Genomic DNA, 25,980 nt, shown 5'->3' on the forward strand with positions numbered 1-25,980 from the left:
TTGCGCAAGCGGTCAGTCGATGAGGCCGAGATCCTTTGGCCCGAAAGCCGCGGGAAGCAGTTCGCTGAGCTTGTAGGTCTTGACCGCGCTACCATCGCCCGATGCGCAATGGACAAGGATGTCCGTCTGCGACCGCTCGGCGGCTTCGTTCAATATCTGGCGACAGCGGCCGCACGGATTGACCGGATCGGTTCCGAGCAGGTCGTCACCGTCGGGGCGCCCGCCGATGATCGCGACCTCGGCGAGTTCACCAATCCAGCCCTCATTCGCAATCTTGGCGACCGCGGCGGTTTCGGCGCACAGCGTCAGGCCATAGCTGGCGTTTTCGACATTGGCGCCGGTGACGACGTCGCCGTTCCGGAGCAGCAGTGCTGCTCCGACGTGAAAGCCCGAATAGGGGGCATAGGCCCGGCGCGCGGCGTCGCGGGCGGCGGCGATCAGTTCGTCACGGGTTTCAGTCATGGTTCATTTCCTTCCGGGCGGACGACGTTCCAGCCGACGGTCCCATCGGCGCCCGACAGGCGGACATAGTCGTTCGCCTGCCACATCGCCCAGGGGTGGGCGCCATAATCGGGCTCGAAGAAATCGCGGCGCAGCCAGATCGTCCGCGCGATCCCCTGCGTCACCTTATAGTCGCTCTCGAACGCCGGACCGGGCGCGATCAGGCTGCGCTTGCCCATATGCGCCTCGATCTGCGCCAGAAAGGTCGCGAGTTCGGACAAGAGCAGCGCGCGCGTCGGGCGGTCGGGGCAGCGATCGTCATAGTCGAGCCAAACCACGGCGGGCAGCGCGTCGGCGCGGCGCGGGACATGGCGGATAAAATTGGCGGCCTGATCGGTCGCGAGCTGGCACAGGCTGTAACGATGGATCGCGCCGACCTGTACGCCTGCCTCGCGCGCCGCCGCCATATTGCGGGCGAATTTGGCGTCGATGCCGCGGCTGCCGTCGGTTCCCATCACATAGGCAAAATCGGCGCCTGCCGCCTTGATCGACCCCCACTGGACATCGCCATTGTCGGCGTCGATCGTCACACCTTGCGTCGGAAAGGCTGCACGGTCGGGGGTCCAGCGCGCAGCCCACCATAGCGACAGGCCTGCCGCGAGCAGCAACAGCACGATCGCGGCGCCGATCCGCCGCAGCGTTCGTGCGACCGCTTCGCGCCAACCACCGCCTTTTCCGGCCCTGTTGCTCTTGATCGCCCCCGTCGCCACCCGTCAGCCCTTGATGTGGAGGACGCAGATCAGCGTGAACAATCGCCGCGCGGTGTCGAAGTCGACCGCGATCTTGCCGTCGAGCCGGTCCATCAGCATTTCGGCGGCTTCGTTATGCAACGCCCGGCGCGCCATATCGACGGTCTCGATCTGCTGCGCGGTCGAGGTCTTGATCGCCTGATAATAGCTGTCGCAAATCGCGAAATAATCGCGGATCGGACGGCGAAAACGTCCCAGACCCAGGATGATCGCTTCGAGCGGCGACCCGTCCTCGCGGCTGATTTCAAAGATCAGCCGCCCGTCCTCGACGCGCAGCATCAGACGGTACGGGCCGGCATAACCGTCGGGGTGGCCGCGCTGCGGCACGAATTTATTGTCCTCGATCAGGTCGAAGATCGCGACGCGGCGTTCCTGTTCGACGTCGGGATTGCGCCACACGATCGAACCCTCGTCGAGTTCGACCGAAATGATCCGCTGTTTGGAAGGGTCTGCGTCAGCCATGCTGCCTGTGCTTCTACTTGCACCGGGCCGAAGGGCAAGGGGGGGACTTATTCACAGCAACCCACAGTTATGATAGCCTGCACGGCATCGCCTGTTGCGCCGCTCGAAGCGGCACCGCATGAGGGTCGCCATGCCAGAGCTAGCCCTGATTCCGACCCCGGCCACCCCCGGGGATGAGCGCCAATTACCCCGGAATATCGAGGCCGAGGCCGCGTTTCTCGGCGCGATCCTGATCGACAACCGAGTCGTCGAGGATCTGCCCGTCGCGCTGACGCCCGATCATTTCTTCGAACCGCTGCATGGCCGTATCTTTCAGCAGGCGATGGCGCTGATCGAACGCAACAGCATCGCGACCCCCGTGACGCTCAAGCCCTATTTCGAGGCCGACGAAGCGATGAAGGCGGTCGGCGGCCCCGGCTATCTGGCGCAGCTGACCGGAAGCGGCGCGGGTCTGATCGGCGCGCGCGATTTCGCGCGGCAGATTTTCGATCTTGCATTGCTGCGCGAACTGGTCGGGGTGGGCCGGGTGCTGGTCGACAATGCACTCGACACCAGCGAGCGCGTCGATCCGCAGGCGCAGATCGAGGAAGCCGAAACCGCGCTCTATCGCGTTGCAGGCGGCGAGGCCGAGATGGGGACGGTCAAAAGCTTCAGCCAGGCGTCGAAAATGGCGCTCGACGGGGCGGAGCGCGCGCTGAATTCGGGCGGCCACCTTTCGGGCGTCACCACCGGCCTGTCCAGCATGAACGCCAAGATCGGCGGCATGCACAATTCGGACTTGATGATCCTCGCGGGCCGTCCGGGCATGGGCAAGACCTCGCTCGCCACCAATATCGCCTATAATGCCGCCGAGCGGTACCGCCGCGACGAAGCCGACGGCATCCCGCCCGAAAAGAATATGGGCGCCAAGGTCGCCTTTTTTAGCCTCGAAATGTCCGCCGACCAGCTCGCGACGCGCGTGCTCGCCGAACAGTCGGAAGTGTCGGGCGAAGCGCTGCGCATGGGCAAGATCAGCAAGGAGCAGTTTCAAAAGCTCTCGCGCGCGGCGCAGCAACTCCAGACGCTGCCGCTGTTCATCGACGATACGCCGGGGCTTACCATCGCGGGCCTGCGAACGCGCGCGCGGCGCCTGCAGCGCCGACACGGCATCGGGCTTATCATCGTCGATTACCTCCAGCTGCTTCAGGGGACGTCCAAAGGCGGAGATAATCGCGTTCAGGAAATTTCCGAAATCTCGCGCGGTCTCAAGACGCTGGCAAAGGAATTGCATGTCCCGGTGATGGCCTTGTCGCAGCTCAGCCGCGCGGTCGAGCAACGCGAAGATAAACGTCCCTTGCTCTCGGATTTGCGCGAATCGGGCTCGATCGAACAGGACGCCGATATGGTGATGTTCGTGTTCCGCGAGGATTATTACCTCGCCGCGCAGGAACCCGACCAGAATGATACGAAGCTGCAACAGGCCTATATGGACTGGCACGAGAAGATGGAGCGGGTGCACGGCACCGCCGAGCTGATCGTCGCGAAGCAGCGCCACGGTTCGACCGGGCGCATCCGGCTGCGCTTTGAATCGCACATCACGAAGTTCAGCGACCTTGCCGATAATGGCATGGCCTATGAGGATTATGAGTAGAGGTCGTCGGTCAATCCGGTCCTTGCCGGGTTGATCGACTGTCAGAACGCCGGGTCGTTCGCCGGATCCTCGCCGATCGGCGACACGGCGTCATGGATACCGCATTCGGTCTTGTCCCAGCCGCGCCAGCGCCCCGAGCGCGGATCTTCGCCCGGGCGAACCTTTGACGTGCAGGGCGAGCAGCCGATCGACGGATAGCCCTGCGCCTCCAGCGGATGGCGCGGCAGATCGTGCGCCGCGAAATAGGCGTCGAGATCCTCGCGCGTCCAGTTGGCGAGCGGGTTGAATTTCAGGCGGCCGGTGGTGCCGTCGAGCTCGAAGCGCGGCAGGCCGGTCCGCGTCGCGGCTTGGAAGCCCTTGCGTCCAGTGATCGAGGTGTCGAAGTCGGCGAGCGCTTTTTCGAGCGGCTTGACCTTGCGGATCTCGCAGCAGCCGTCGGGGTCGTAGGACCAGCGCAGCTCGGTCGCGTCTTTCTTCGCCAGATCGTCGGCATCGGGCGTCAGGTTGACGATATTGAGCCCTAGGCGCACCGCCAACTCGTCGCGGTATGCGAGCGTTTCGGGGAAATGCTTGCCGGTGTCGAGGAACAGCACCGGCATGTCGGGCGCTACCTGCGCGACAAGGTGCAGCAGGACGGCGCTTTCGGCGCCAAAACTGGAAACGATCGCCGTCTCGCCGAGCAATCCGGCGCCGATCACGCTCGCGACGACTTCGGCGGCGTCCTGCCCGCGGAACAAGTTGTTCAGGCGGATGACGTCGGCCTGGGTGAAGCGCGGCGCGACGTCGATGCGGTCGCGGGTGCGGTCTTCGCTTGCTCTGGGGAGAGAGTGTTTCACGTCAGCCATGCCTCAGCTTCCATATCGGCACCGCGCCGTCGGCGGCGGTCTGATAATGTTCGGGCCAGCGGGTCAGCGCCGCCTCGACATCGGCGGGATTGAGCGACTTTTCGGGTGCGAAACTGTCAAAGCCGCAGCGCTTCATATAAGCGATCTGGTCGACGAGGACGTCGCCTTGCGCGCGGAGTTCGCCCGCATAGCCCGCTTCACGAAGGATGCGCGCCGACGAATAGCCGCGACCGTCGCGGAATTTCGGGAAGGCCACCTCGATCAGCGAAAGCCGGTCGAGGTGCGGGATCAGCGCGCGCGCGTCCTCGTCGGGCTCGAGCCGCACCGCCGTGGCGTTCGACTGTTCGAGGAAAGCGTCGAGGGTGACGCAGGGTTCTTCGCCATCGGCTTTCAGATGCTCAACCATAGATCGCTTCCTTGAAGGGCGCCATGCCGACCCGGCGATAGGTGTCGACGAAGCGTTCGCCGTCGGTCCGTTCGGCGAGATATTTGTCGGTAACGCGCTCGATCGCATCGACGATGCCGTCCTCGTCGAATCCGGGGCCGGTGATCGTGCCGAGCGACACATCCTCAGCACCCGAGCCGCCGAGCAGCAATTGGTAATTTTCGGTGCCCTTGCGGTCGACGCCGAGGATGCCGATGTGGCCGGCGTGGTGGTGCCCGCACGCGTTGATGCAGCCCGAAATCTTGAGCTTGAGCTCACCGAGTTCCTTCTGGCGGCCAAGGTCCGAAAAGCGCGCCGCGATCTTCTGCGCGACCGGGATCGATCGCGCGTTGGCGAGGCTGCAATAATCAAGCCCGGGGCAGGCGATGATGTCGCTGATCAGGTCGAGGTTCGGCGTTGCGAGCCCCGCGGCGTCGAGCGCCTGCCAGATCGCATAAAGATCGGCCTTGCGGACGTGCGGCAGGACGATGTTCTGCGCGTGGGTAACGCGCAGCTCGTCATGGCTGTAGCGTTCGGCAAGGTCGGCCATCAGGTCGATCTGTGCCGACGACGCATCGCCGGGGATGCCGCCGACGGGCTTCAGGCTGATGTTAACGATCGCGTGTCCCGGCACCTTGTGCGCCGCGACATTCTGGTCGACCCACACCGCGAAGTCGGGATCGCTGCGGTCGATCGTGTCTAAAGCTGACGCATCGAGCGGCGGCGGTGCGAATTGCGCCGCGATCCGGTCGAATTCGGCCTTCGGCGGATCGATGCCGAGCGACTTCACATGGACGAATTCTTCCTCGACCTGGCGGCGATATTCGTCGGCGCCGAGTTCGTGGATCAGGATCTTGATTCGCGCCTTGTAGATATTGTCGCGGCGGCCGTACCGGTTGTAGACGCGCAGGCACGCCTCTGCATAGCTCAGCATATCCTCGAGCGGCACGAAATCCTTGATTAGCGGCGCGATCATCGGGGTGCGGCCCATGCCGCCGCCGACGTAAAAGGCCGCGCCGTGGACGCCGTCCTTCTCGACGATCTGGATGCCGATGTCGTGCAGGCGCATTGCGGCGCGGTCCTCGTCCGCGGCGATCACGGCGATCTTGAACTTGCGCGGCAGATAGCTGAATTCGGGGTGAAAGCTCGACCATTGGCGGAGCAGCTCGGCCCACGGGCGCGGATCGGTGATCTCGTCGGCAGCGGCGCCCGCCCATTGGTCCGAGCTGATGTTGCGGATGCAATTGCCGCTGGTCTGGATGGCGTGCATCTCGACCGAGGCCAGATCCTCGAGGATCGCGGGCGCGTCCTCCAGTTTGATCCAGTTATACTGGATATTCTGGCGGGTGGTGAAATGGCCGTAATCGCGGTCATATTTGCGCGCGATATGCGCGAGCATCCGCATCTGGCGGCTGTCGAGCGTGCCATAGGGCACCGCGACGCGCAGCATATAGGCGTGGAGCTGGAGGTAGAGGCCGTTCATCAGGCGCAGCGGCTTGAACTGGTCCTCGGTGATTTCACCGGCGAGGCGGCGCTTCACCTGATCGCTGAACTCGGCGACGCGGGCGGCGACCATCGCATGGTCATATTCGTCATATTTATACATGTCAGATCACCCAGTCGCCGGCCGCGGGATCGGCGGGCTTCAGTGTCAGGTCGGGACGCACGGTGGGGCCGAGCGCGCGGATGCGGTCCTTGATATGCGCGGGGCGCGGGCCATCGGCGGTTTGCTCTCCGGCGATGATATAGGGCGCGTTGACGCGCCGCGCGGCTTCTTCGACGGCAAGGATCGCTTCGCCAGCTTCGCCGACATCGGCGGCGTCCTCGATGTGCAGCGACCAGTCGGTGCCAGTCCACCAAGTCACGAAGCCCGTTTTCAGGTCGTTGCCGGTCAACAGTTTCATGCAAAATTCCCCATAATTTCGGTGATGCCCGGAGCGCCCAGGCAATCCAGCGCATCGGCCCGCGCGGCGACCTTGCCGACGACGATCAGCGCCGGACTCGCGACCTTTTCGCGCACGACGAGGTCGCCAAGGTCGGTGAGCAAGGTGCGGAGTACGCGCGCATCCTTGGTGGTACCGCGCTCGATTACCGCGACGGGCAGGTCGGGCGACACGCCGTCGGCGATGAGCTTGTCGGCGATGGCGTTGGCGCTCGCGAGGCCCATGTAGATGACGAGCGTGCGGCCATGCCCGGCCAGCCCCGACCAGTCCTGGTCGCTCAAATCCTTGCACTGGCCCGCAACAAAGCTGACCGCGCTGGCGTCTTCGCGGTGGGTGAGGGGGAGGCCCGCCTGCGCGGCGCAGCCCGCGGCGGCGGTGATGCCGGGGACGACTTCACAGGCAATGCCCGCTTCGCGCGCGGCGTCGAGTTCTTCGCCGCCCCTTCCGAATATGAACGGATCGCCGCCCTTGAGGCGCACGACCTGCTTGCCCGCCAGCGTCTCGCGGACGAGCAGTTCGTTGATCAGTTCCTGCTTCATTGTGTGGCGGCTGCGCTGCTTGGCGACGCTGATCCGCTCGACATGCGCCGGGATCAGCGCGAGCACGCCGTCGCCGACCAGCCCGTCGTGCACGACCAGATCCGCGCTCGCCAGCAGCCGCGCGGCGCGCAAGGTCAGCAGGTCGGGGTCACCGGGACCGGCGCCGACCAGCCACAACTTGCCGGCAGGAGGGAGAGTCTTTTCCATGCTGGCGAAGATGGTTCACGTACCCGGAAAGCGCAAAGCAGGCTTTGTTGACGGGGGTGTAGGTAAAATTGCCCCAAGGCTTCGTCGCCCCGGACTTGATCCGGGGTCCATGGCTTCGCTGCTGGATTGGACCCCGGATCAAGTCCGGGGTGGCGAGGGCCATTCAGAGATATTTCTTCGTCACAAGCTGCGACCCTTCAGGATCGCGCAATCCCACGCCGATCGATGCACGCATGGTATCGCTTTCGGACGACGCGACGGGATAGGCGCAATAGTCCGCTGCGTAGAAGGCGCTCGGGCGATGGTTGCCCGACAGGCCGATGCCCCCAAAAGGCGCGGCGGACGAGGCGCCGTTGGTCGGTCGGTTCCAGTTGATCACCCCGGCGCGCGCATTGGCCCAGAACTGGTCGTACAGCTGCGGTGTTCCGCCGATCAGCGAGGCCGAAAGGCCGAACGCGGTATTGTTCGCCTCGGCAATCGCCGCCTCGAAACTGTCGACGCGGATCACTTGCAGCAAAGGCCCGAACAGCTCGATGTCGGGGCGTTCGGGCATGCCCGTCACGTCGATGATGCCGGGGGTCAGGAACGGGCGCCCGGCAATCGGCCGCGTCATGTGGCGGATCACCTGGCCACCGTTCGACATCAGGATCAGGAAGCTTTCGGTCAGATGATCGGCGGCCTCATTGTCGATCACCGGCCCCATATAGGGTGCAGGGTCGGCGTGCGGATGATCGACGATCAAGCGGCTCGCGAGTGTCTTGACCTCTTCGAGCAGCGCGTCGGCGAGACTGTCGCGTACGATTAGTCGCCGCGCGTTGCTGCACCGCTGCCCGGCGCTGAGGAAGGCCGACTGAACGACAAGGATCGCCGCCGTGCGGATGTCGGCGGTGTCCCACACTACGATCGGATTGTTGCCGCCCATTTCGAGCGCGAGCATCTTGCCCGGCTGGTCGGCGAACTGGCGGTTGAGCGCGAGTCCGGTGCGCGCCGAGCCGGTGAACAGCAGCCCGTCGATGCCTGCGTGTCCAGCGAGCGCCTTGCCCGTCTCGGGGCCGCCGACAATCAGCCGCAGCACCTCGGGCGGCACCCCGGCGCTGTGAAACAGCTCGACCAGCTTGGCGCCGACCGCAGGGGTTTTTTCCGATGGTTTGAACAGCACCGAATTGCCCGCGATCAGCGCCGGGACGATATGGCCGTTCGGCAGATGCGCGGGGAAATTATAGGGACCGAGCACCGCGAGCGCGCCGTGCGGTTTGTGGCGCACGGCGTTGCGCAGCCCCATCGCGCCCTCGATCCGGCGGTTCGGGGTGCGCTCGGCATAGGCGGTGACCGAGATATTGACTTTGTTCACCACCGATTCGACTTCGGTTCGAGCTTCCCAGAGCGGTTTTCCGGTTTCGCGCGCGATCAGGTCGGCGAGCGCTTCACCCTCCGCCTTCGCCCGGTCGGCGAAGCGGCGCAGCGTTTCGGTGCGGAAGGCAACGGGCTTGGCGGCCCATGCAGGCCAGGCCGCGCGCGCGGTCGCGACTTCATCATCGACGTTGCTGACCGCGCCGCGCCACAGTGCTTCACCGGTTGCGGGTTCGAAGGAAAGCAGGGCATCGCTCATGGTCACCCCGCTCTTATCGGCGAAAGCGGGTGGCGGCAACCTGTGCGGCGCGATGGTACGACGGATCGCTTGCGCCGCGCGGTCTGGTTGGCGATAGACACGGACGACTCCCGCGGACGGCACGCCAGGGACATCAGCCAAGGGGACGAGCCATATTGGCCAAGCACGACGCAAAGCAGGACGGGCGCCGCGACTGGTCGGACCAATATTGGTGGTCGGGCGACGGCGTGCGACTGCACGCGCGCATCTATGCCGGGCCTGAAGCGGCAGAGAGCGCGCCGCCGGTGCTGTGCATGCCGGGGCTGGCGCGGAATGCGCGGGATTTCGAAATGCTGGCGCCGCACGTTGCGCAGCACCGCAAGACGATCGTGATCGAATTTCGTGGGCGCGGCGAGAGCGCCTATGCCAAGGACCCGATGACCTATATCCCGCTCACCTATGTTCAGGATGTCGTCGCGCTGCTCGACGAACTGGGCATTGATCGGTTTGCAACGATCGGTACGTCGCTCGGCGGCCTGGTGTCGATGCTGATGGCGGCGACGCTGCCCGGGCGGTTGGTCGGCGCGGTGCTGAACGACGTCGGCCCCGAATTAGAGACCGCGGGGCTTGACCGGATCCGCGACTATATCGGCGCCGGGGGCAGCCAGCCGACATGGATGCACGCGGCGCGCGCCTTTGCCGAACTGAACGGTGCGATTTACCCGCACTATGGCGTTCACGACTGGTTGCGGCTGACCAAGCGCACCCACCGCCTGACCCCCGAAGGCCGCATCGTTACCGATTATGACAAGCAGATCGCGGCGCCGCTGCGCGCGCCGGGCGGGGAGGGCGCGTTCGACCTGTGGCCCGTGTATCACGCGCTGGGCGATGTGCCGCTGTTGATCCTGCGCGGCGAATTGTCCGACATATTGGCGCGATCGGCGGGAGAGAAGATGGTCGCCGCGCTGCCGCAGGCGCGCTTTGTCGAGGTTCCGGGGGTCGGTCATGCGCCGACGATGGACGAGCCCGAAGCTCTCGCTGCGATCGACGCCTGGCTGAGCGACTTGCCCGCCGCGTGATCGGCGCGAATACGCCTCTGCGCCTGTTGCACCTTCATTCCAGTTTTTCGCTGGGCGGAAAGGAGGCGCGCGCCGTCCGCCTGATGAACCTGATGGGGCCGCGCGCGCGGCACACGATCCTGTCGGCCGTCCCCGACGCGCTCGGCGCCCGCGATGCGATCGATCCCGGCATCGATGTCGAATTTCCGGGCGATAGGGCGCCGCCGCTGCATGGCAAGCCGGGGCTCGCGCGATACCGCGACCTGGCGCGCTTCATGCAGCAATTCGACCTTGTGCTCAGCTATAATTGGGGTTCGATGGACGGGGTGATGGCGCACCGGATTTTCGCGCCGTTTCGCGACCTGCCGCCGCTCATCCACCACGAGGATGGGTTCAACGAGGATGAAAGCGTCCGGCGCCACTGGAAACGCAACACCTTCCGGCGCCTCGCGCTCCCGACCGCCGAGGCGTTGGTCGTGCCGTCCGAACTGCTGCAGCACATGGCCGCCGACGAATGGCGCGCGCGGCGGCGTACCGTGTTGATCCGCAACGGCATCGACGTCGCGGTCTATGCGGGCGCCCCCGCGATGCCGATTCCGGGGCTCGACAAAGGCGAAGAAGGGGTGGTGATCGGTACCGTTGCGGGGCTCCGCAAGGTTAAGAATCTGACCCGGCTCGTCCGGCTGACTGCGCATCTTCGTGATGACGCGCGGCTCGTGATCGTCGGCGAAGGGCCCGAACGTGATGCGATCTGGGCTGAAGCCATGGCTTGCGGATGGGGCGATGATCTCGTCCTCCCGGGCTTCATGCCCACGCCCCATCGCTGGATCGGCCATTTCGACATCCTCGCGCTGACCTCGCTCAGCGAACAGGCGCCGATCGCCGTCATCGAGGCGATGGCGGCCGGGCTTCCGGTGGCGAGCCTCGACGTCGGCGACGTACGTGCGATGGTGGCGCCGGAAAACCTGCCTTTCATCACATCGGACGAGGCTGCCTTTCGCAACGGGATCGAGCAGCTTGCATCCGATGCCGCGCTGCGCCGCCGGATCGGCGAGGCGAACCGGCGCGTCGCTGCCGAGCGTTTCGACGAATCAATCATGGTCGCTGCCTATGAAAAACTCTATGGTCGGGCGCTGGGCGGACGCCGCCTCTTTGGTGGCTGAACCACCGCGGAACCATTGACTTTCGCCGCGCGCTTCCGCTTACGGAACCGGCACGGGGACTGGCCCAAAACACGGCGGCCGGTGGAGAGAAAGAGATATAAAATGTTCAAAGGATTGAAGCCCATCCTTTACGGCGGACGCGAAGTCTGGCCGTTGGTCGAGGGCGGCAAGGGCGTGTCGGCGACCAACCATATGTCGAGCGGCGCGTGGGCGGCGGCGGGCGGCATCGGCACCGTGTCGGCAGTCAACGCCGACAGCTATGACGCCGAGGGCAAGATCATTCCGCAGGTGTACAAGTCGCTGACGCGCAAGGAGCGCCACGAAGAACTGATCCATTACGGCATCGAAGGCGCGGTCGCGCAGGTCGAACGCGCTTATGAAATCGCGGACGGTAAAGGCGCGATCAACATCAACGTGCTGTGGGAAATGGGCGGCGCACAGCAGATATTGGAAGGCGTGCTGGCCCGCACGCCCGGGAAGATCGCCGGGGTCACCTGCGGCGCCGGGATGCCGTACAAGCTCAGCGAAATCGCCGAGCGCCACAATGTCATGTACCTGCCGATCATCAGCTCGGCGCGCGCTTTCCGCGCGCTGTGGAAGCGCGCCTATCACAAGGTACCGCAGCTGCTCGGAGCGGTCGTTTACGAGGATCCGTGGCTCGCGGGCGGTCACAACGGCCTGTCGAACGCCGAAGATCCGCTGGTGCCGCAGGATCCTTATCCGCGCGTCAAGGCGCTGCGCGACGTCATGCGCGCCGAGGGAATTTTGGACGATGTGCCGATCGTGATGGCGGGCGGCGTCTGGTATCTGCGCGACTGGGAGAATTGGATCGACAACCCCGAACTCGGCCAGATCGCGTTCCAATATGGCACCCGCCCGCTGTTGACCGAAGAAAGTCCGATCCCGCAGCAATGGAAAGATCGCCTCCGCACCCTCGACGACGGCGATGTGCTGCTTCATCGTTTCTCGCCGACCGGATTTTACTCCAGCGCAGTGCGCACCCCCTTTCTGCGCGACCTGGAGGCGCGGTCGGAACGCCAGATTCCTTATTCGAAGCAGGAAGCGGGCGATCATATCGTCCAGCTCGACGTCGGGGTGAAGGGCAAGAATTTCTGGGTCACCCCGCACGACCGCGCCCGCGCGCGCGATTGGGCGGCGGAGGGCTATACCGAGGCGCTCAAGACGCCCGATAACACGGTGGTTTTCGTCACCGAAGCCGACAAGGCGGTGATCCGCAAGGACCAGACCGACTGCATGGGCTGCCTGTCGCATTGCGGCTTTTCGTCGTGGAAGGATCATGACGACTACACCACCGGCTACCTCGCCGACCCGCGCAGCTTTTGTATCCAGAAGACGTTGCAGGACATCGCGCATGGCGGCGATCCCGAACAGAATCTGATGTTCGCGGGCCATGCCGCGTTCAATTTCAAGACCGATCCCTTTTATTCGAACAACTTCACCCCGACGGTGAAGCAGCTGGTGGATCGGATTTTGACGGGGGATTAAAGAGTGTCGCCCCCGCGAAGGCGGGGGCCGCTGGAGATGTTGCGCAAGGCCGATTGCGACCGCGCCCAGTGGCACGTGACTCTGGTCGCATTTCCGCGGGGGCGACGGGTTGCTAAGCCCATCCCTCCAGCACCTGATCCTGCGGGCGATGTCCGTCGCACCAGGCGCGGATGTTCGCGATGACTTTTTCGCCCGATGCCTCGCGCCCCTCGATCGTGGCCGAGCCGAGGTGCGGGAGCAGCACCACGTTGTCGAGCGCGAGCAGCGCGGGGTCGACCGCGGGTTCGTGCGTGTACACATCGAGTCCGGCGCCGGCGATGCGCCCGGTCTGGAGCGCAGCGATCAGCGCCTTTTCGTCGACGATCTCGCCGCGCGCGGTGTTGATCAGATAGGCGGTGGGTTTCATCGACCCGATCCGCGCTGCACTCACCATCTCGTGCGTTTCGGCGGTGTGCGGGCAGTGGATCGTCACGACATCGCTGATCCGCAGCAACGTGTCGACGCTGGCATGATAGCTGGCGCCCAATTCCTCCTCGATCGCTTCGGGCAAGCGGCGGCGGTTGTGGTAGTGGATCGACAGCCCAAACGCGCGCGCGCGGCGGGCGACGGCCAGCCCGATGCGCCCCATGCCGATGATGCCGAGCAATTTGCCGCCGACGCGGTGGCCCAGCATCGCGCTCGGCGCCCAGCCGGCCCATTGGCCCGATCGCATCAGTTTCTCGCCCTCGGCCAGCCGCCGCGGCACCGACAGGATCAGCGCCATCGTCATGTCGGCAGTGTCTTCGGTGAAGACGCCGGGGGTGTTCGACACCATGATGCCCTTGGCGCGCGCCGCCGCGAGGTCGATATGATCGACCCCGGCGCCGAAATTGGCGATCAGCTTGAGCCGCTCGCCTGCTGCCGCGATAACGTCGGCGTCGATTTCGTCGGTTACGGTCGGGACGAACACATCGCAGTCGGCGACCGCCGCCTTCAACTCGTCCTTGGTAAAGGCGTGGTCGTGCGCCGACAGCGCGACGTCGAACAATTCGGCCATGCGCGCCTCGACATGCGGCATCAGCTGGCGGGTGACGATGACGCGTGGGCGTTTCGGGCGGGATGAATCGGGCATGGGGGCCGATAGAGCGCGCCGCGACGCCACGGTCAAGGGTGCGAACGCAGAGAGAAGCTTGAAAAGGCTGGGGATGAACGCAGCCTTTTGCGCGGCGAGCGGTTGAATATCGGGTCCGAGTTTGACAAGGCAGAATGATGACCAGCCGCCTGATATTCGCAACTGCCGCGCTGCTCGCCGTCGTAGGACCGGCCGCGGCGCAGTCCGATCCCGTATTGCCCTACTGGGCGTCGATCAGCGTCGATGAGGCGCGGATGCGCAAGGGGCCGTCGCCCGACGTTCCGGTGATCTGGGAATATCGGCGCAAGGATTTGCCGGTCAAGGTCGTCGCGCGGCACGAAACCTGGCGCAAGATCGAAGACCCTGACGGAACGCAGGGCTGGATGGCGGCCCGGCTGCTCAGCCGGACGCGGACAGCGATCGTAACCGGGGATATTCGCCCGATGCGCGAACAGGCCAGCGCTTCGGCGGCCATCGCCTATCGCGCCGAACCGGGCGTTGTCGGGCGGATCACCGAATGCAGCGCTGGCTGGTGCCTGTTCGACGTCAAGGGCCGCAAGGGTTGGATCCAGACCGACCATATCTGGGGCGACTGATCGCCTGCACCAAAAAGGGCCGGACGGCTTCCCGTCCGACCCTTCCTTGGCTGTCGGCTGATGCCGTTAGCGGTTAGCGCCACCGAAAATGGTTGCGGTAAACCTTGATCACCCGGCCGTTGCGCTCGTTGACGAGCAGCAGGTCATTATAGTGACGCACATAGGTCAGGTTGCGACCGGCGCGCGGCACACCCCAGCGGCTATCCCACGACGGGCGATAGGCCGGTGCGTAATAGTTCGGTCGGATCGTCGCGCCGACCGCGAACTGCTGGTAACGGAAGGGCGCACGATAATTCTGGTAGCGCGTGTCGCGGCGCCAGTCGCGCTTGCTGTCGCGCAGATCCTGACGGGCGTCGCGCAGCTCGCGACGTTCTTCGCGAATGTCGCCACGGTCACCATAGCGCTGCGCCTGACGCAGTTCGCGCTGTTCTTCGCGCACGTCGCGGCGGTCTTCGCGGATTTCGCGGGTCTGCGCCTGCGCGGCGGCAGGCACCATCATGGCGGCGATCAGGCCGACGGTCAGAAACTTGGTCTTCATAGGTCTATCCTTTCAATCCGTCAGGGGGAGGGGACTGCCCGATGACAAGGATAGATTTACGCGAGTCGATTTGAATTGTTCCGGAACGGCGCGTTTATTTTCAGGACATTAGTGTCGCAATTTGTCGCGGTGATGCGATGGGGCGGGCGTAGGGTACGACCAAGTAATGCAACCTTTGGCGCCGTCATTGCGAGCGCAGCGAAGCAATCCAAAGCGGCTTGTCACGCTCTGGATTGCTTCGCTGCGCTCGCAATGACGGAAGTGGCGGCTAGACCAGCTCGACCGCGACCGCCGTTGCCTCGCCGCCGCCGATGCACAGGCTCGCGATGCCGCGCGTCTTGCCGTGCCGCTGCAGCGCTGCGATCAGCGTCGTGATGATGCGCGTGCCGCTGGCGCCGATCGGGTGGCCGAGCGCGGTCGCGCCGCCGTGGACGTTGATCTTTTCGTGCGGAATGCCGAGGTCGTGCATCGCGAACATCGCGACGCAGGCAAAGGCTTCGTTGACTTCGAACAGGTCGACGTCGCCGATCGTCCAGCCAGCCTTGGCCAGCACCTTGTTGATCGCGCCGACGGGGGCGATGGTGAAATCCTTCGGTTCCTGCGCGTGCGCGGCGTGCGCGACGAGGCGCGCGACGGGCTTCGCGCCCTTGGCGTCCGCGACCGACTGGCGCGTCAGCACCACCGCAGCGGCGCCATCCGAAATCGAGCTGCTGGTCGCCGCGGTGATCGTGCCATCCTTGGCAAAGGCGGGCTTCAGGGTCGGGATCTTGTCGGGCATCGCCTTGCCGGGGGCTTCGTCGGTATCGACGATGGTGTCGCCCTTGCGGCCCGCGATCGTCACCGGCGCGATTTCGGCGGCGAAAGCGCCGTCGGTGATCGCGGCCTTGGCGCGGCTCAGCGATGCGAGCGTATAGTCATCCTGCGCCTGGCGGCTCAGCTGGTAGGCGTCGGCGGTGTCCTGCGCGAAAGTCCCCATCGCGCGGCCCGCTTCATAGGCATCTTCCAGCCCGTCGAGGAACATATGGTCATAGGCGGTGTCATGACCGATGCGCGCGCCGCCGCGGTGCTTCTTGAGCAGATAGGGCGCGTTGGTCATCGATTCCATGCCGCCCGCAACAATCAAATCGACGCTGCCCGCGGCAAGCGCTTCGGCGCCCATGATCACCGTCTGCATGCCCGACCCGCAGACCTTGTTGACGGTCGTCGCCTGCACCGATTTGGGCAGGCCCGCCTTGATCGCGGCCTGGCGCGCGGGTGCCTGCCCAAGGCCAGCGGGCAGGACACAGCCCATATAGATGCGCTCGATGTCGTCACCCGCGACGCCCGCGCGCTCGACCGCCGCCTTGACCGCGGTCGCGCCCAGGTCGGTTGCGCTTGCGTCCGACAGGCTGCCCTGCATGCTCCCCATCGGAGTGCGGGCATAGGACAGGAAGACGACGGGATCGGTGGCGGCCATGGGACAAGACTCCGTAAGGGAAAACAGGATCGGCGGCCCGATTAGCGGAAATGCTGCAACTGCGAAAGGGGGTGATATAGCGCACGGCTTTTGTCGGGAGGGGGCGACCCACCCGCGCGGCGCGGGTTCAAAGTTCCGTAAAGTTCAGCCCAACGACGAGCCCTGCGGCCTTGCTGTCCGCGGCGGGATCGCGTGCCTGAGCCGGCGTGACGTCATTCCTCTGCCCTGTTGAAGCATGGCGAAATATAATAGGAAAGCGGTTTCTGTGCCGCCGGGCGTCAAAGGCAAGGACGGTATCTCAACCGTCCAGCCACTCGCAAATAATCTCTCCCCTATGCCCCTCCGGCGCGAGCGCGCCCCGCATGGCTTCCAGCAGCGGCGGCAACGCCTGCGTGAAGGCATAGGGCGGGTTGACGATGAAAAGGCCCGCGCCGTTATAGATGTCGGGCTGATCGCGATCGTACAGCCAATGCTCGACCACCAGAAACTTCGGGATCCCGAGATTTCGCAACTGTTGCTTCCACCGCCAATGCGTTTCGCGGTGCTTCAGCGGAAACCAGATCACCGTGACGCCATGCGCCCATTTGCGATGCGCGGCGGCAAGGGTCGATGTGATGCGCCCGCGTTCGTCGGTCTGCTCGTAGGGCGGATCGACCACCACCACGCCGCGCGGGGTGCGTGTCGGCAGCAGCGCCAGCCAAAGCTCGTAGGCGTCGCGCTGATGCACGGCGGCGGATGTGCCGCGCATCGCACCGCGCAGGGTGTAAGCATCATTGGGATGCTTTTCGTTGAGGATCAGAAAATCCTGCGGCCGCAGAAGCTGCGCCAGAACCTGCGGCGAGCCGGGGTAGAGACGCGGCTCCGCCCCGGCATTCACCGCCCGCACGGCGGCGCGATAGTCGTCCAATAAGGGATTGTCGTCGGCAAAGGCGCGCAGCACGCCCTGGGTGGCTTCGCCGGTGCGCTGGGCCTCCTCGCCGCCCAGGTCATACAGGCCGCAACCGGCATGGGTGTCGATCAGGGTCAACGGCCCTTCTTTGAGTTGCAAGGCCCGCACGAGCGCGATCAGCAGGCCGTGCTTTACGACATCGGCGCTATTGCCAGCATGAAAGGAATGACGATAATTCATGGCGATTCAAAATCCCGGCGATTTGCCTTCATGCCGACGGCCGGGCGCAGCAGCCGAGCGCGAGGCGGTGAAAGCAATCAATCCGGTGCCCGTATAGCGTCGGGCGGAAAGCTTCAAAGCTTTCTGCGCAACGCTTGGCCCCACGATGACAATCGTCGCCAGAGGCGGAGATGTCGCGAACGCGGGTTTCAACTTGCAACGCACCGCGCGTCATGGTGAAGTCGTGCAAATCGAAACAGGGGAGACGGGTCATGGCCACCGCCATCAAGCAGGATATCACCGGCGAAACCGCACGGATGCACAAGATACTCGAGGCGCAGAAGGCGAGCTTTACCGCAGCGATGCCCGAAAGCCTGAGCGTCCGCACCGATCGTATCGACCGCGCGATCGCCTTGCTCGTCGACAATGCCGAGGATTTCGCCAAGGCGGTCAGCGAGGATTTCGGGCATCGCAGCCGCGAACAGACGCTGATGACCGACATCATGCCCTCGGTCAGCGCGCTCAAGCATGCGAAGAAGCATATTGCCGCCTGGTCGAAGGGCGAGAAACGGAAGCCCACCTTCCCGCTCGGCCTGCTCGGCGCGAAGGCGGAGGTCGTTTATCAGCCCAAGGGCGTCGTCGGCGTTGTCGCGCCATGGAATTTCCCGGTCGGGATGGTCTTCGTCCCGATGGCGGGCATCCTGGCCGCGGGCAACCGCGCGATGATCAAGCCGAGCGAGTTCACCGAGAATGTCTCGGCGCTGATCGCGCGGCTGGTGCCCGAATATTTCGATGAGACCGAAATGACCGTGTTTACGGGCGATGCCGATGTCGGGGTCGCTTTTTCGAAGCTCGCGTTCGACCATCTGATCTTTACCGGCGCGACGAGCGTCGGGCGCCACATCATGCGCGCCGCGGCGGACAATCTGGTGCCGGTGACGCTCGAACTCGGCGGCAAGTCGCCGACCTTTATCGGGCGCAGCGCCAACAAGGATCTGGTCGGGCAGCGCGTGGCGCTTGGCAAGATGATGAACGCAGGGCAAATCTGTCTCGCTCCCGATTATCTGTTGGTGGCGGAGGATCAGGAGGGCGAAGTCATCGACAGCGTCACCAAGGGCGCGACCGCGCTTTATCCGACGCTCCTCGCCAATGACGACTATACGTCGGTGGTGAACGGCCGCAATTACGACCGGCTGCAATCCTATCTGGCCGATGCGCGCGAAAAGGGCGCCGAGGTGATCGAGGTCAATCCGGCGGGCGAGGATTTCGCGAGTGCCAATGGCCACAAGATGCCGCTCCACATCGTCCGCAATCCGACCGACGACATGAAGGTGATGCAGGAGGAAATCTTTGGCCCGATCCTGCCGGTCAAGACGTACAAGAATATCGACGAGGCGATCGACTATGTGAACGCGAACGATCGCCCGCTCGGCCTCTATTATTTCGGGCAGGACAAGAGCGAGGAGGATCGCGTGCTGACGCGGACGATCTCGGGCGGGGTGACGGTCAACGACGTGCTGTTCCACAATGCGATGGAGGATCTGCCGTTCGGCGGGGTCGGTCCGTCGGGGATGGGCAATTATCACGGCGTCGACGGCTTCCGCACCTTCAGCCATGCGCGCGCCGTGTATCGTCAGCCGAAGCTGGATGTAGCGGGCTTAGCGGGCTTCAAGCCGCCCTATGGCAAGGCGACGGCGAAGACGTTGGCCAAGGAATTGAAGAAATAGGTAAACCACAGCGACAAAATCACCGTAGCCCTGAGCCTGTCGAAGGGTGCCTCTCGGATAGGCGCCCTTCGACAGGCTCAGGGCTACGGTCTTTGTCTCAGCGGCGGCCTCAATCCGCCCCGGCGATCTTGATATCCTTGCCCAGCAACGTCTTCACATAAACCCGCTGCACCAGCACATAGACCACGACCGTCAGCGGCGCCGCGAGCAGCACGCCGAGGAAGCCGAACAAGACCCCCGCCGCGACCACCGCGAACAGCAGCACCGCGGGCGGCACGTCGACCGCCTGTTTCTGGATCATCGGTTGCAGGAAATTGCCCTGCAATTGCTGAATGACGAGGAACAGGACGAGCGTCCACAGCGCGGTCGCGGGCGATACGGTGAAGGCGAGCAGCACCGCGGGGATCCCCGCGATGATCGGCCCGATCATCGGGATGACGTCGAGCAGGCCGGCGATCAGGCCGAGCCCGCCTGCGGCCGGAACGCCAAGCAGCGCCAGCCCTGCCCAGGTCAGCGCCGCGACGACCAGCGACGACACCGCTTGTCCGACCATCCAGCCCTTCAGCCCGCGCCCTGCATCGTCGAGCGCCAGCGCGGCGGTTGCTTCGGCCTTGGCGGGCATCAGCAGCAAGAGGCCGCGGCGGTAGGTGGCGGGATCGCTGGCGAGGAAGATCGCCGCGACCAGCACCAGCACGAAATCGGCGATGCCGCTGCCTGCGGCCAGCGCATAGCCGCCCGCTTGCGACACGAGCTGCGAGATGTCGTTGCCGCCGACTTCGGCGAGTTCGCGCACCCGCTCGCCCAGGCCATAGCGATCCAGGAACGCTTCGACCCCCTGCAGCGCGCGCGGAACCTGTTGGCGGATCGTGTCGACTTCATTCGCGAGCTGCGATCCGAACAGCACGAAGGCGCCGGCAAAGACGGCGATGATCCCGGCCACCGATCCGGCCAGCGCGAAACCGCGCTTCATGCCGGTCCGGCGCACCAGCCAGCTGGCGATGGCGTCGAAGATCGCGCCCAGCACGATCGCGGCGAACACCAGCATGAAAAAGCGGGTGAGGGTAATCGCCAGCCACGCGACCCCGATGATCGCAATGACGATCAGCGCCGTCATCGCGATCTTGCCGGGGCCGAAAGGCGCGACCGTGGCTGGCTGCGCGCGGGCGGGCTTGGCGGGGGCGGGGCGCGAAGGCGATGCAGCGGGGGCTGGCTTGCTCTTGTCGGTCATGCCAACGTCTTATGCACGATGCCGCTTATCCACTAGACTAAAACCACCTTTCTGTGGCAACGGCACCTCCGCATCGGTCGCCCGGCGGGAATCAGTCCCGGCGCGGGCGCCGTCCACGGGCCCCTGTGGTGAAATTGGTAGACGCGCCGCACTCAAAATGCGGTTCCGCAAGGAGTGCTGGTTCGAGTCCGGCCAGGGGCACCATCATCTTTTCAGCCGCCTTTGCGAACAGAAAAAATGGCGGACCGCATGGCGGCCCGCCAAGGTTTCGACCGGCGTGCTTGGGGTCATCGCCGGTCGCCCCGTTCGATGGGTTATTCGGCCGGTTGCTGCTGTTCCGCGGTCTTTTTCAGCTGGCCCTTGGTCATTCCCGTGACCAGCACGTCGCCCGATCCGGCAAAGCTTGCGGCGGGCAGCGTCGCAACGCGGTTGCCGACTTCGACAGTCACCGCTTCGACCACGCCGCGACTCGTCTGGCGCAGCTCCTGGACATGGCCGATCACCTTGCCGCGCGCGTCGGTCACGGGCATTCCCGGTTCCACCGCGAACATGCCGTTGCCGCTCGCCGCGCCGCTGCCCGCGGCGGCAAGCTGCCCCAGACTGCCCTGGAAGCTGCCCGCAGCCGATCCGGCGCCGCTGGCGCTGCCTGAGACGTTCGACAGCGCGCCGCCGGTTCGATCGCGGACAGTCCCGACCGCACCCTGCGCGGTGCCGGTTACGGTCGAAGCCGTGCCCCGGGCGGTGCCGACGGCGCCGCGCGCGGTCTGCCCCACAAAATCGGTTCCCACGGCCTGCGCATCGACGCTGCCGCTACCCGCGGCGCTGCCCGACCCATTGGCATTGCCGCCGATGCTGTTGCCCAGCAGGTCGCCATTGCCGCCCGCCGAACCCCGGCCGTTCGCGTCCGCGCTGCCCTTGCCCTGTACGCGGCCCGAACGGCGATCGACCTGCGCATCGCCGCGGCCCGAACCGGAGAGCTCGCCCGCCGAGCCCAGCGTGCCGCCGATCGGGCCCGTCGGATTGCCAAGCGTTCCGCCCAGCGTGCCGCCCAAGCCGCCGGTCAGCCCGCCGCCGCCGCCAAGCAGCTGCGCCGACGCCGGTACCGAAAGGGTCATGGCCGACGCAGCGATTGCGAGGGCCGAGACGAAGATCTGTTTTGCCATTGCTCTTCTCCTGAATTTGCGGCCCGAAGGGGATGGGCCTGACAAGAGAACGATGGCGCTTGCGAATTTCTTCCGAAAAATTTCGGGTCGGGGTCAGCGGCCGCCGCAGCTGCCGCAGATCAGGCCGTGGCCATAGATTTTGTCGCGGCCCTTCTTGCCCAGATCGCGCGCTTCCAGCACCAGCGCGGTGACCGCGGCGGCGATCCGGTCCGTCGCGGGCGCGGCATAATGCTGCGCCAGTCGCCCGGCGACCAGCGGTGCGGCGAAGGATGTTCCGCGCAGCCGATCGCTGGTGGCGGCACCGGTGGCGGCGTGGACATCGACGCCGGGGGCGGCGAAATCGACGTGCAGCGCGCGGCCTGCCTCGGGCAGCGCGCGGTAGCGGGCGTCGACGCCGGTCACCGCGAAGACGCCCTTGTACGAGGCCGGATAGGCGGGCGGCGCGGCGGGGCCGTCGTTGCCCACCGCCGCCACGATCAGCATCCCGCGCTGCTGCGCGCGCGATACCGCGATCGCGAGCAGCTTGTTGTCCGGACCGACAAGGCTGATCGTCGTGACACCGACACCGCGCTCGGCAAGCCAGCCCAGCGCGCGGGCGATGGCGCTGGCATTGCCGCCTGCCGCGTCGCCGCCATAGACATCGGCCGCCGCGAGGCGCCGCCCCGGCGCGGCGCCGCGCACCGTGCCGGTCCCGATGAGCAGCGAGGCGACCGCGGTGCCGTGGCGGCTTGGTACGGGCGCGCCGCGCGCGAACCCGCGCTGCTCGACGCGGCCGGCGACCGACGGGTGCGCGGCGACGCCGCCGTCGATCAGCCCGAGCGGGGCGCCCGATGACGAAGCGCTGGCGGTCGCCAGCGCGGCGACGGGCAGCGCGCCGCCCGGGCCGCTCGTGAAATAGAGATGGTCGACGTCGATCGCCGCACCAGGAAGGTGCTTGGCAAGCCGCTTTTGTGCGCGCGCCAGGCTTTGGCCTTCGGGGACCGCAAAGCGCGCGATGTCGAGATCGAGCCCGGCAATCTGCTCGCGGTCGATGAGAGCAAAGCCGCCGTGGCGGGCGCGGGCGACCATGGCGTCGTCGATGCCCGTGGCGATCAGCACCCCGCGCACTGCGGGTTGGCCATTGCGATCGGGCTCGATCCGGTCGCGGCGATCACGCAGCAGGTCGGCAATCCGTTCGATGCGCGCCTGCGCCAGCGTATCCCTGACCGCAATCAGTGGCTCGGTGCCAATTCCCGGCAGCGACGGCAATGTCCGCGCCGCGTCGGGGATTTGTACCGACGGCACCGCGATCTGCGCGCGGGCGTGCGGACCGCTCATCGCCAACATCAGGCTCAGGATCAGGGCTGTCGAATGTCGCACGGTGCTTCCTTGTTCATCCCGCGCGCGAAGACGGGCGCGGGGTGGCTTCGAAAAATTTAGCATGTCGCGGAAGAAACGATAGGGTGGCGTCGTTTCTTCCCCAGTAATCACGAAAAGGCGATTATGCGCTTCGAAGAGGAACTGGTGGCATTATTACCCCGCTTGCGCCGATTTGCGCGCGGTCTCGCGCGTCATCCGGCCGATGCCGATGATCTGTGCCAAGCCGCCATCGAACGCGCGCTGAAATCGCGCGATCAGTGGCACGAGGGAACGAGACTGGATAGCTGGATGTACCGCATCACCCGAAATCTGTGGATCGACGAGCGCCGCGCTGCCGGTCGCCGGGGCGTTCATGGCGCGATCGACGATGCCGCGACCCAGGTGGCTGGCGATGGCGCGGCCGAGGTCGAGGCGGGCGCGCTGCGCGGCGACGTTGACGGCGCAATGGCGCGGCTACCCGACGAGCAGCGCGAGGTCGTGATGCTCGTTCTCGTCGAAGGCTATGCCTATCGCGAGGCGGCCGACATTTTGGACGTGCCGATCGGCACCGTCACGTCGCGGCTGGCGCGCGGGCGCGAGACGCTGATGCACTATCTGGGAGAGGCGGCATGAGCGTGGATCGGGACATTGTTGCGGCCTTTGTCGACGGCGAACTCGACGATCTGACCGCGCGGCGCATCGAACGCGAAGCGGCGGGGGATCCCGCGCTGGCGGCGGAAATCGCGCGCCACCGCGCGCTGAAGGCGCAGCTGACCGCGCATTATGCGCCGATCGTCGAGGAAGCCGTACCCGAACGGCTGCGCGCTTTGCTCGTCGGGGCGGGCAACGCGGATGGGGTCGATACCAGTTTGGCGGATCGCCGCGCGGCGAATCGGGCGCGCTTTGAACCCTTGCATTGGGGGGCGCTCGCCGCGTCGCTGGTGCTCGGGCTGACAATCGGATTGCGGCCCTGGCTGCCTGCCGCCGATGTCGCGAGCGACAAGGGCGTGCTCGTGGCATCGGGTTCGCTGGCCGACGCGCTCGATACCCGGCTGGCGTCGAACCAGCCCGCCGACGCTGCGGTCCGGATCGGGCTCAGCTTTCGCGACGGTGAGGGGCGTTACTGCCGCAGTTTCGAAAGCGCCACGGTCGACGGGATCGGTTGCCGCGAGGGTGGCCGCTGGCAACTGGAACGGACACAGCGCGGACGGGCGCCCACCGACTATCGTCAGGCGGGCTCGGGCGAACTCGCCGCGATGGTGGCGACGATGATGGCAGGCGATCCGCTCGACGCGGACGCCGAGCGTGTCGCGCGCGATGCCGGGTGGCGAGCGCGATAACATCGTTGCCGCGCCAATGCTGCCATTTTGGCGCTTAATGCCGCCGCTATGGCACCGTTAAAGCATGAAAATAACGAAATTTATTCATCGTTAGCAATCAAACATGGCTAAGGATTTTGTGGCGTTAACCTAATTCATGTCAACTTCGTCTGCATGGACATTGAAAAATAATGAAAAATACGATATTCGAGCTGGATCATATTTGCGAATTTTGCAGCTTTTATCGCCGTTTGCCGACCCGATCTGACTTTGTGCCGACAAGGTGGACGCCATGAACCAACCTCGCCCCAACGCCGAGCAGGAATTTGCCGCCGCCGCTGCCGCCAGCGATCGCCGAGGGGCGGATCGTTACCGCACCGTGTGGCGCATCGCGAAAATCATTCGCAACGGCGACGCGGGACTATGGCGCGTACGCAATATATCCGACCGGGGCATGATGCTTGCCGCCGATGTGCCGATCAGCGTCGGCGAACAGCTTGAAATCGCCCTGTCCGATACGGTGCAGCTGCGCGGCAAGGTGGTGTGGTCCGAGGGTGGGCGCTGCGGCGTTGCGTTCGACCAGGAGGTCGACGTCGCCGATGTGCTCAAACAATTGGCCGCCGAACAGCGCGCCACCGGCTACCGCCAGCCGCGCCTGCCGGTGCATAGCCGTGCGCAGGCGGTCACCGATGAAGGGACGGGCAATATCGAACTCGTCGATCTGTCGCAGCATGGCGCGGGGTTTCTGCACGACGGGCATTTCGAGGTGGGCAAGGAGCTTGACCTGATCCTCCCTGGCGGGGTCAAGCGCCGCGCGATCGTGCGTTGGTCGCGCGCCGGGCGCGGCGGGTTGTGGCTGACCCAACCGCTCGATCGGGCTGACCTCGAAAGCATCCGCCGATTTGAAAGCTGACGGCGCTTTGCGGTGTCAGATATCCTCGACCAGCCGCCCGTAAAGCTGCGGGCGGCGGTCACGAAAAAAGCCCATCCCTGCGCGGTGCTTCGCGGCGCGGTCCAAGTCGATCGTTTCGATCAGCACGCCGGTCTCGCTGGCACCGAATTCCTGCGTCAAATCGCCCCATTCGTCGCTGATGAAGCTGTGACCATAGAAATTGGCGTCGCCCTCGGTCCCGATACGGTTGGCGGCGATGACCGGCATGCAGTTCGACACCGCATGCCCCTGCATCGCGCGGCGCCACATGCGGCTGGTGTCGAGATCGGCATCATAAGGCTCGCTGCCGATCGCGGTGGGATAGAACAGCAGTTCGGCGCCCATCAGCGCCATCGCGCGCGCGCATTCGGGATACCATTGGTCCCAGCACACCCCGATGCCGATCCGCGCCCCGAACACATCCCAGATCTTGAAGCCGGTATTGCCGGGGCGGAAATAATATTTCTCTTCATATCCGGGCCCGTCGGGAATGTGGCTTTTGCGGTACGTGCCCATGATCGCGCCATCGGGGCCGATCATCGCCAGCGTATTATAATAATGATGCCGGTCGCGCTCGAAAAAGCTGGTCGGGATCGAGACCTTCAGCTTGGCAGCGAGCGCCTGCATCGCGACGACGCTGGGATGCTCGGCGGTCGGACGCGCCGACGCGAACAGCGCTTCATCCTCGACCTGACAGAAATATGGTCCCTCGAACAATTCGGGCGGCAGGATGACCTGCGCGCCCTTCGCCGCCGCTTCCTCGACCAGCGCGGTCACGGCATCGATATTGGGCTGAACAGGGCCGGGCAGGGGAAGCTGCAATGCAGCGACGGTGATGGTGCGGGTCATG

27 protein-coding genes and 1 tRNA gene are annotated in these 25,980 nt (G+C 65.3%); 10 read left to right on the top strand and 18 right to left on the bottom strand.

Annotated elements, in window-relative coordinates; translation table 11 throughout:
- Nucleotides 1–12: 12 nt before the first annotated feature.
- From SPYCW_RS05520 to SPYCW_RS05530, 3 genes are read right to left on the bottom strand one after another with little or no spacing between them, the layout of a single operon-like run.
- Entirely contained in the window at nt 13–462 is a 450-nt protein-coding gene (locus SPYCW_RS05520) for a cytidine deaminase (RefSeq protein ID WP_120215949.1), read from the bottom strand.
- Nucleotides 459–1,211, bottom strand: coding sequence for a glycoside hydrolase family 25 protein (locus SPYCW_RS05525; protein ID WP_120215950.1), 753 nt, complete (start codon nt 1,209–1,211; stop codon nt 459–461). The genes SPYCW_RS05520 and SPYCW_RS05525 overlap by 4 nt, the downstream gene beginning before the upstream one ends.
- Before the next feature lie 3 nt (nt 1,212–1,214).
- A complete protein-coding gene (locus tag SPYCW_RS05530) occupies nt 1,215–1,712 on the bottom strand; it encodes a UPF0262 family protein (protein WP_120215951.1) in 498 nt (165 codons plus the stop codon).
- 130 nt (nt 1,713–1,842) lie between these two features.
- On the opposite strand from SPYCW_RS05530, the gene SPYCW_RS05535 reads away from it, so the two are divergent.
- On the top strand, nt 1,843–3,342 hold the full coding sequence (locus tag SPYCW_RS05535) for a replicative DNA helicase (RefSeq protein WP_120218129.1): 1,500 nt from the start codon (nt 1,843–1,845) through the stop codon (nt 3,340–3,342).
- 41 nt (nt 3,343–3,383) lie between these two features.
- On the opposite strand, the gene SPYCW_RS05540 is transcribed toward SPYCW_RS05535, so the two are convergent.
- From SPYCW_RS05540 to astD, 6 genes are all read right to left on the bottom strand, one after another.
- The gene (locus SPYCW_RS05540) at nt 3,384–4,187 is read right to left on the bottom strand and encodes a phosphoadenylyl-sulfate reductase (protein ID WP_120215952.1); all 804 of its coding nucleotides are present in this window, start codon (nt 4,185–4,187) and stop codon (nt 3,384–3,386) included.
- Entirely contained in the window at nt 4,180–4,593 is a 414-nt protein-coding gene (locus SPYCW_RS05545; RefSeq protein ID WP_120215953.1) for a DUF934 domain-containing protein, read from the bottom strand. The genes SPYCW_RS05540 and SPYCW_RS05545 overlap by 8 nt, the downstream gene beginning before the upstream one ends.
- Nucleotides 4,586–6,217 (bottom strand): nitrite/sulfite reductase, encoded by a 1,632-nt coding sequence (locus SPYCW_RS05550; protein ID WP_120215954.1) that lies wholly within the window; start codon nt 6,215–6,217, stop codon nt 4,586–4,588. The genes SPYCW_RS05545 and SPYCW_RS05550 overlap by 8 nt, the downstream gene beginning before the upstream one ends.
- A gap of 1 nt (nt 6,218) precedes the next feature.
- Nucleotides 6,219–6,515, bottom strand: a complete 297-nt coding sequence (locus SPYCW_RS05555; protein ID WP_120215955.1) for a DUF2849 domain-containing protein — start codon at nt 6,513–6,515, stop codon at nt 6,219–6,221.
- Complete coding sequence (cobA, locus tag SPYCW_RS05560) at nt 6,512–7,300, bottom strand: uroporphyrinogen-III C-methyltransferase (protein WP_120215956.1); 789 nt, start codon at nt 7,298–7,300, stop codon at nt 6,512–6,514. The genes SPYCW_RS05555 and cobA overlap by 4 nt, the downstream gene beginning before the upstream one ends.
- Before the next feature lie 163 nt (nt 7,301–7,463).
- Nucleotides 7,464–8,909, bottom strand: coding sequence for a succinylglutamate-semialdehyde dehydrogenase (gene astD / locus SPYCW_RS05565; RefSeq protein WP_120215957.1), 1,446 nt, complete (start codon nt 8,907–8,909; stop codon nt 7,464–7,466).
- A 155-nt stretch (nt 8,910–9,064) separates the two neighbouring features.
- Here astD and SPYCW_RS05570 point away from each other — a divergent pair, with 155 nt between their 5' ends.
- The 3 genes from SPYCW_RS05570 (at nt 9,065) to SPYCW_RS05580 (ending at nt 12,615) form a co-directional block, all read left to right on the top strand.
- Nucleotides 9,065–9,967 carry an alpha/beta fold hydrolase gene (locus SPYCW_RS05570; RefSeq protein ID WP_120215958.1) on the top strand — a complete coding sequence of 301 codons (903 nt, stop codon included), beginning with the start codon at nt 9,065–9,067 and terminating at the stop codon, nt 9,965–9,967.
- A gap of 26 nt (nt 9,968–9,993) precedes the next feature.
- Nucleotides 9,994–11,109 (top strand): glycosyltransferase family 4 protein, encoded by a 1,116-nt coding sequence (locus tag SPYCW_RS05575; protein ID WP_232014842.1) that lies wholly within the window; start codon nt 9,994–9,996, stop codon nt 11,107–11,109.
- Nucleotides 11,110–11,211: 102 nt separating this feature from the next.
- A complete protein-coding gene (locus SPYCW_RS05580; RefSeq protein WP_120215959.1) occupies nt 11,212–12,615 on the top strand; it encodes an NAD(P)H-dependent flavin oxidoreductase in 1,404 nt (467 codons plus the stop codon).
- Between the two features lie 112 nt (nt 12,616–12,727).
- Here the strand turns inward: SPYCW_RS05580 and SPYCW_RS05585 are convergent, their stop codons facing one another.
- Entirely contained in the window at nt 12,728–13,726 is a 999-nt protein-coding gene (locus SPYCW_RS05585; RefSeq protein ID WP_120215960.1) for a 2-hydroxyacid dehydrogenase, read from the bottom strand.
- A 137-nt stretch (nt 13,727–13,863) separates the two neighbouring features.
- On the opposite strand from SPYCW_RS05585, the gene SPYCW_RS05590 reads away from it, so the two are divergent.
- Nucleotides 13,864–14,322 carry an SH3 domain-containing protein gene (locus SPYCW_RS05590; RefSeq protein WP_120218131.1) on the top strand — a complete coding sequence of 153 codons (459 nt, stop codon included), beginning with the start codon at nt 13,864–13,866 and terminating at the stop codon, nt 14,320–14,322.
- Between the two features lie 73 nt (nt 14,323–14,395).
- Here SPYCW_RS05590 and SPYCW_RS05595 read toward each other — a convergent pair whose 3' ends face one another.
- From SPYCW_RS05595 to SPYCW_RS18790, 4 genes are all read right to left on the bottom strand, one after another.
- The gene (locus SPYCW_RS05595; RefSeq protein ID WP_120215961.1) at nt 14,396–14,860 is read right to left on the bottom strand and encodes a DUF1090 family protein; all 465 of its coding nucleotides are present in this window, start codon (nt 14,858–14,860) and stop codon (nt 14,396–14,398) included.
- Between the two features lie 268 nt (nt 14,861–15,128).
- Complete coding sequence (locus SPYCW_RS05600; protein WP_120215962.1) at nt 15,129–16,316, bottom strand: acetyl-CoA C-acyltransferase; 1,188 nt, start codon at nt 16,314–16,316, stop codon at nt 15,129–15,131.
- Nucleotides 16,317–16,614: 298 nt separating this feature from the next.
- Nucleotides 16,615–17,445 carry a 23S rRNA (adenine(2030)-N(6))-methyltransferase RlmJ gene (locus tag SPYCW_RS05605; protein ID WP_120215963.1) on the bottom strand — a complete coding sequence of 277 codons (831 nt, stop codon included), beginning with the start codon at nt 17,443–17,445 and terminating at the stop codon, nt 16,615–16,617.
- A 28-nt stretch (nt 17,446–17,473) separates the two neighbouring features.
- Nucleotides 17,474–17,698 carry a hypothetical protein gene (locus SPYCW_RS18790; protein ID WP_145985946.1) on the bottom strand — a complete coding sequence of 75 codons (225 nt, stop codon included), beginning with the start codon at nt 17,696–17,698 and terminating at the stop codon, nt 17,474–17,476.
- Here SPYCW_RS18790 and SPYCW_RS05610 point away from each other — a divergent pair.
- Entirely contained in the window at nt 17,697–19,151 is a 1,455-nt protein-coding gene (locus SPYCW_RS05610) for a coniferyl aldehyde dehydrogenase (protein ID WP_120215964.1), read from the top strand. The genes SPYCW_RS18790 and SPYCW_RS05610 overlap by 2 nt on opposite strands.
- A gap of 109 nt (nt 19,152–19,260) precedes the next feature.
- On the opposite strand, the gene SPYCW_RS05615 is transcribed toward SPYCW_RS05610, so the two are convergent.
- Complete coding sequence (locus tag SPYCW_RS05615; protein WP_120215965.1) at nt 19,261–20,379, bottom strand: AI-2E family transporter; 1,119 nt, start codon at nt 20,377–20,379, stop codon at nt 19,261–19,263.
- A gap of 119 nt (nt 20,380–20,498) precedes the next feature.
- Between SPYCW_RS05615 and SPYCW_RS05620 the strand changes: the two genes are divergently transcribed.
- Nucleotides 20,499–20,583, top strand: a tRNA-Leu gene (locus SPYCW_RS05620).
- Nucleotides 20,584–20,693: 110 nt separating this feature from the next.
- Here the strand turns inward: SPYCW_RS05620 and SPYCW_RS05625 are convergent.
- Both SPYCW_RS05625 and SPYCW_RS05630 read right to left on the bottom strand, forming a co-directional pair.
- Nucleotides 20,694–21,542, bottom strand: a complete 849-nt coding sequence (locus SPYCW_RS05625) for a hypothetical protein (RefSeq protein WP_120215966.1) — start codon at nt 21,540–21,542, stop codon at nt 20,694–20,696.
- Nucleotides 21,543–21,635: 93 nt separating this feature from the next.
- Nucleotides 21,636–22,901: a S8 family serine peptidase gene (locus tag SPYCW_RS05630; RefSeq protein WP_232014843.1), complete on the bottom strand. Its 1,266-nt coding sequence runs from the start codon at nt 22,899–22,901 to the stop codon at nt 21,636–21,638.
- A 123-nt stretch (nt 22,902–23,024) separates the two neighbouring features.
- On the opposite strand from SPYCW_RS05630, the gene SPYCW_RS05635 reads away from it, so the two are divergent.
- The 3 genes from SPYCW_RS05635 to SPYCW_RS05645 all read left to right on the top strand — a co-directional run bounded on the left by SPYCW_RS05635 (nt 23,025) and on the right by SPYCW_RS05645 (nt 25,112).
- The gene (locus SPYCW_RS05635; RefSeq protein WP_120215968.1) at nt 23,025–23,513 is read left to right on the top strand and encodes an RNA polymerase sigma factor; all 489 of its coding nucleotides are present in this window, start codon (nt 23,025–23,027) and stop codon (nt 23,511–23,513) included.
- Nucleotides 23,510–24,220 carry an anti-sigma factor gene (locus SPYCW_RS05640; RefSeq protein WP_120215969.1) on the top strand — a complete coding sequence of 237 codons (711 nt, stop codon included), beginning with the start codon at nt 23,510–23,512 and terminating at the stop codon, nt 24,218–24,220. Before SPYCW_RS05635 ends, SPYCW_RS05640 begins: the two co-directional genes overlap by 4 nt.
- A gap of 271 nt (nt 24,221–24,491) precedes the next feature.
- The gene (locus tag SPYCW_RS05645) at nt 24,492–25,112 is read left to right on the top strand and encodes a PilZ domain-containing protein (RefSeq protein ID WP_120215970.1); all 621 of its coding nucleotides are present in this window, start codon (nt 24,492–24,494) and stop codon (nt 25,110–25,112) included.
- 15 nt (nt 25,113–25,127) lie between these two features.
- On the opposite strand, the gene aguB is transcribed toward SPYCW_RS05645, so the two are convergent.
- Nucleotides 25,128–25,979 (bottom strand): N-carbamoylputrescine amidase, encoded by an 852-nt coding sequence (gene aguB, locus SPYCW_RS05650; RefSeq protein ID WP_120215971.1) that lies wholly within the window; start codon nt 25,977–25,979, stop codon nt 25,128–25,130.
- Nucleotide 25,980 lies beyond the last annotated feature (1 nt).

The organism is Sphingopyxis sp. EG6 (genome assembly GCF_003609815.1).
Classification (GTDB): Bacteria; Pseudomonadota; Alphaproteobacteria; order Sphingomonadales; family Sphingomonadaceae; genus Sphingopyxis.

Coding starts and splice junctions, on each gene's coding strand:
- SPYCW_RS05520 (WP_120215949.1), bottom strand. CDS start 462: ATGACTGAAACCCGTGACGAACTGATCGCCGCCGCCCGCGACGCCGCG.
- SPYCW_RS05645 (WP_120215970.1), top strand. CDS start 24,492: ATGAACCAACCTCGCCCCAACGCCGAGCAGGAATTTGCCGCCGCCGCT.
- cobA (WP_120215956.1), bottom strand. CDS start 7,300: ATGGAAAAGACTCTCCCTCCTGCCGGCAAGTTGTGGCTGGTCGGCGCC.
- SPYCW_RS05540 (WP_120215952.1), bottom strand. CDS start 4,187: ATGGCTGACGTGAAACACTCTCTCCCCAGAGCAAGCGAAGACCGCACC.
- SPYCW_RS05635 (WP_120215968.1), top strand. CDS start 23,025: ATGCGCTTCGAAGAGGAACTGGTGGCATTATTACCCCGCTTGCGCCGA.
- SPYCW_RS05640 (WP_120215969.1), top strand. CDS start 23,510: ATGAGCGTGGATCGGGACATTGTTGCGGCCTTTGTCGACGGCGAACTC.
- SPYCW_RS05590 (WP_120218131.1), top strand. CDS start 13,864: ATGACCAGCCGCCTGATATTCGCAACTGCCGCGCTGCTCGCCGTCGTA.
- aguB (WP_120215971.1), bottom strand. CDS start 25,979: ATGACCCGCACCATCACCGTCGCTGCATTGCAGCTTCCCCTGCCCGGC.
- SPYCW_RS05615 (WP_120215965.1), bottom strand. CDS start 20,379: ATGACCGACAAGAGCAAGCCAGCCCCCGCTGCATCGCCTTCGCGCCCC.
- SPYCW_RS05545 (WP_120215953.1), bottom strand. CDS start 4,593: ATGGTTGAGCATCTGAAAGCCGATGGCGAAGAACCCTGCGTCACCCTC.
- SPYCW_RS05530 (WP_120215951.1), bottom strand. CDS start 1,712: ATGGCTGACGCAGACCCTTCCAAACAGCGGATCATTTCGGTCGAACTC.
- SPYCW_RS05535 (WP_120218129.1), top strand. CDS start 1,843: ATGCCAGAGCTAGCCCTGATTCCGACCCCGGCCACCCCCGGGGATGAG.
- SPYCW_RS05625 (WP_120215966.1), bottom strand. CDS start 21,542: ATGGCAAAACAGATCTTCGTCTCGGCCCTCGCAATCGCTGCGTCGGCC.
- SPYCW_RS05595 (WP_120215961.1), bottom strand. CDS start 14,860: ATGAAGACCAAGTTTCTGACCGTCGGCCTGATCGCCGCCATGATGGTG.
- SPYCW_RS05580 (WP_120215959.1), top strand. CDS start 11,212: ATGTTCAAAGGATTGAAGCCCATCCTTTACGGCGGACGCGAAGTCTGG.
- SPYCW_RS18790 (WP_145985946.1), bottom strand. CDS start 17,698: ATGACCCGTCTCCCCTGTTTCGATTTGCACGACTTCACCATGACGCGC.
- SPYCW_RS05610 (WP_120215964.1), top strand. CDS start 17,697: ATGGCCACCGCCATCAAGCAGGATATCACCGGCGAAACCGCACGGATG.
- SPYCW_RS05600 (WP_120215962.1), bottom strand. CDS start 16,316: ATGGCCGCCACCGATCCCGTCGTCTTCCTGTCCTATGCCCGCACTCCG.
- SPYCW_RS05550 (WP_120215954.1), bottom strand. CDS start 6,217: ATGTATAAATATGACGAATATGACCATGCGATGGTCGCCGCCCGCGTC.
- SPYCW_RS05585 (WP_120215960.1), bottom strand. CDS start 13,726: ATGCCCGATTCATCCCGCCCGAAACGCCCACGCGTCATCGTCACCCGC.
- SPYCW_RS05555 (WP_120215955.1), bottom strand. CDS start 6,515: ATGAAACTGTTGACCGGCAACGACCTGAAAACGGGCTTCGTGACTTGG.
- astD (WP_120215957.1), bottom strand. CDS start 8,909: ATGAGCGATGCCCTGCTTTCCTTCGAACCCGCAACCGGTGAAGCACTG.
- SPYCW_RS05605 (WP_120215963.1), bottom strand. CDS start 17,445: ATGAATTATCGTCATTCCTTTCATGCTGGCAATAGCGCCGATGTCGTA.